The following is a 3793-nucleotide window of genomic DNA, read 5'->3' on the forward strand; positions in this document are numbered from 1 at the left end:
CGCCCCGGCTGCCCGACAGGTAGCGCCCGCACGCCCCAGGACAGCGGCCCGCGCCGCCGCCAAGGCGCCGGCCGACCACGACTTCGAGCGTTTCTGAACCGGCATTGCCCGGCAGAATCGAACGTATAGCGACCGACCAACTCGGCTGGAAGAAATCATGCATTCCCAGCCGCTGATCGAAGCCCGCAGCAGGGCGGTGATCGGCGCAAAAGCGCTGCTGCGCTGGCGCGATCCCGAGCAGGGGATGATCCCACCGATACACTTTAATTGCAAACCCATTGGACAGATCACGCCATGGCAACACTTGAATGGAGCGCAGCACTGGAAATCGGGCACACCGAGATTGACAACGATCATCGCGCCATGCTCGGCCTGCTCAATCGCCTGCAGGAGGCGAGCGAGCGATCAGACAGGGTGGCCACCCAGGCCGTGCTGGCCGAACTCGAAACCCTGACCAGGGATCACTTCGCCCGCGAGGAACAACTGATGCGGGAGATCCACTACGAATTTTCGGCCCGGCACCAGAAGGAACATGTACACCTGTTCGACGAGGTTCGTGCCCAGATCGAAGAAATGAGCACGGGCATCATCAGCGCCGCGGCGATTGCCGGGTTCATCAAACGCTGGCTGATCGATCATGTCGAAACCTCGGATCGCCAACTGGCGGCAGCGTTCGCACGCTGGCGTTCGAATCGGCTTTGAAAATACCGCCAACAACGGCCGGGAAATGGTTGCAGCATCGCTTTCTGGTGCAGATCGGTTTGCTGCTGATTGTCGCCGGCATGACGACGGTTTTTCTGGAGCGGATCAATCAAGGGGCCTCTGTCGAAGAGTTCGTGCTCGCGCGCGCACGCGCGCATTTCCGCGACATCGTCCTGACCCGGCGCTGGAACGCCGAGCACGGCGGTGTCTACGTGGAAAAACGCGCCGGTGTCGAAAGCAATCCGTACCTGCGGGACCCCGACATCACGGCGACCAACGGCAAGACCTATACCCTGCGCAATCCGGCGCTGATGACGCGCGAGATCTCGGAACTGGCGGCGCGCGATGGCGACTACCGTTTTCACATCACCAGCCTGCAACTGAAGAACCCCGACAACGTCGCCGACGACTGGGAACGCGCCGCACTCGCGGGTTTCGCCACCGGCGAGAAGGAACGTTTCGCGGCGATCGACAGCGGTGACCGGAGCGAGTTCCGCTACATGGCGCCCCTGCTGGTCGAGACCGCCTGCCTGCACTGCCATCAGGACATGGGCTACCAGGTCGGCGACGTGCGTGGCGGCATCAGCGTGCGCTTCGACATCACGCCACTGCTGCTCCGCCAGCAGCAACACGCCTGGATCACCGGCATCGCGGTGCTGCTGACCATGGCCGGACTGTTCCTGCTCGCCAGGGCCTTTGCCTCCCGCATGAGCCAACGCATGCAGCGCCTGAGCAGGCGTCACGAGGATCTCGTGCAGTCGATCGACGGCATCGTCTGGGAGGCCGATGCCAGGACCCTGCAATTCACCTTCGTCAGTGCCCAGGCCGAACGTCTGCTGGGTTTCCCGGTCGCCGACTGGGCACAGGCCGACTTCTGGGTGGCGCATCTGCACCCGGACGACCGGGACTGGGCAAGCGCCCAGCACGCGAGTTGCAGCCAGCAAGGACTGCCTTACGATCTCGAATATCGTTTCGTTGCCGCCGACGGACGCACGTTCTGGCTACACGACCGGGTCCGGGTCATCACCGAGAATGGCCAGCCGACGAGGTTGCGCGGGCTGATGTTCGATGTCAGCCGCGAACACGAGCAGAGAGAACAGACCCGGCAGTTGCTCGCCGAACACGAGACGATCCTGCACAACGCGCTGGTCGGCATCACCTACCTGAAACACCGGCGGATGGTTTCGTGCAATCGCCGCTTCGAGGAAATCTTTGGCTATGGCGCCGGCGAGCTGTCCGGGCAGTCGACCGAGTGCCTGTATGCCTCGCGCGCGATCTTCGAGGCCGTCGGCCAGCGCGCCTACGCCGACTGCAGCGCCGGCAGGAGCCATTGCGAGGAAGTGCTGCTGCAACGCAAGGACGGCCAGACTTTCTGGGGCGTGCTGAATGGCCGGGCAATCGACCCCGCGCATCCACACGAGGGCAGCATCTGGATCTTCGCCGACATTTCCGAACGCCGGGCCGCCGAGAAGGAAGTCCACAAGTTGCTGCAGGCGGTCGAGCAGAGCCCGGTATCGATCGTCATTACCAGTCGCGAGGGTCTGATCGAATATGTCAATCCGCGTTTCGTCCAGGTCAGCGGTTATTCCCGGCACGAGGCCATCGGCCAGAACCCCAGCCTGCTGCAATCCGGCCAGACCTCGCTGCAAACCTACCGGAAAATGTGGGACACGCTGCTCGCAGGCGGCGAATGGCGCGGCACGCTCCTCAACCGGCGCAAGAACGGCGAACTGTTCTGGGAAGAAGCCTGGCTCTCGCCGATCGTCGACGAGCACGGGACGATCACCCACTTTCTCGGGGTCAAGCAGGACATCACCGAACTACGACTGATCCAGGACCAGCTCGAAGAGCACCAGGAACACCTCGAAGACCTCGTCAAACGCCGCACCGCCGAGCTGACCAGCGCGCTGGCAGCGGCAAAGATCGCCGACCAGGTCAAGGACGCCTTCCTCGCCAACGTCAGCCACGAACTGCGAACACCGCTCAACGCCGTCATCGGGCTCTCGGCACTGGCGCTGCAGGGCAGCACCGACGCCCGCCAGCGCCAGTATCTGGAAAAGGTCGGCGACGCCGGCCAGACGCTGCTGGCAATCATCAATGACCTGCTCGATCTGACCCGGATCGCGAGCGGCGAGATGAGGTTCGAAGCGCAGCCATTCAGCCTGCGTCAGACCGCCGCGCGCGTGTTCTCGGTCATCGGCCACCGTGCCGCCGAAAAAGGGTTGCGGCTCGAAGCGCAGATCGACGAGCGGCTTCCCGAGGGGCTCGTCGGCGATTCGCTGCGCATCGAACAGATTCTCCTCAACCTGCTCAACAATTCGATCAAATTTACCGAGACCGGCGGCATCATCGTGCGCATCATCGTCGAGCACCTCGACGCGCAGGGTGCCGGTCTGCTGCTCGAGGTCGAGGATTCGGGAATCGGCATGAGTGAAAACGAAATCGCCCAGATCTACCGGCCTTTCGTTCAGGCCGACCCGTCGATCACGCGCAAGTACGGTGGCAGCGGCCTGGGCCTGGCGATCTGCAAGCAACTCGTCGAAGGCATGCACGGTTCGATCGAGGTCAACAGCCGACCGGGCGAAGGCACGCGCTTTGGCGTCCGTCTGACACTGGCCCAGGCGACCGGGAGCTTCCTTGCCGACCGTGAAGAAGCGCCGAACGGCCAACCCCTGCCGACGCATTACCACGACGCGCGCGTGCTGGTGGTCGACGATCAGCCACTCAACCGCGAGATCGTCTTCGATTTGCTGGCCAGCGTCGGCATCGTCCCGCGCCTCGCCGAGAACGGCCTGGAGGCAATCAACATCCTCCGCGAGTCGGGCCCCGGCGCCTTCGACCTGGTCCTGATGGACATCCAGATGCCGGTCATCGACGGCCTCACGGCAACGCGCCGGATCCGTGCGCTGCCGGACCTGGCGGCGCTGCCGATCGCAGCCATGACGGCGCACACGATGGAACACGAAAAGCAGGTGTACCTGGATGAAGGAATGAATGACCATCTCGGCAAACCGTTCGCCTTGCCAAGTTTCTTCGCGCTGCTGGCCAGGTGGCTGGCGCACCGCGCCGACGCCCCGCCGGTGCCGGCAGC

Annotated in this window: 3 protein-coding genes; 2 read left to right on the top strand and 1 reads right to left on the bottom strand. The window is 63.8% G+C overall.

Going from position 1 to position 3793, the window contains the following annotated elements:
• Positions 1 to 322: hypothetical protein (locus CAPSK01_RS23055; protein WP_273703718.1), on the bottom strand; the 322-nt coding region annotated here is incomplete at its 3' end.
• On the opposite strand from CAPSK01_RS23055, the gene CAPSK01_RS23060 reads away from it, so the two are divergent.
• Both CAPSK01_RS23060 and CAPSK01_RS23065 read left to right on the top strand, forming a co-directional pair.
• A complete protein-coding gene (locus CAPSK01_RS23060) occupies positions 295 to 702 on the top strand; it encodes a bacteriohemerythrin (protein WP_273703719.1) in 408 nt (135 codons plus the stop codon). The genes CAPSK01_RS23055 and CAPSK01_RS23060 overlap by 28 nt on opposite strands.
• A partial coding sequence (locus CAPSK01_RS23065; RefSeq protein WP_273703720.1) for a PAS domain S-box protein occupies positions 699 to 3793 on the top strand: 3095 nt, incomplete at its 3' end. The genes CAPSK01_RS23060 and CAPSK01_RS23065, both read left to right, overlap by 4 nt.

The organism is Candidatus Accumulibacter vicinus (genome assembly GCF_000584955.1).
In the GTDB taxonomy this organism is placed as follows: Bacteria; Pseudomonadota; Gammaproteobacteria; order Burkholderiales; family Rhodocyclaceae; genus Accumulibacter; species Accumulibacter vicinus.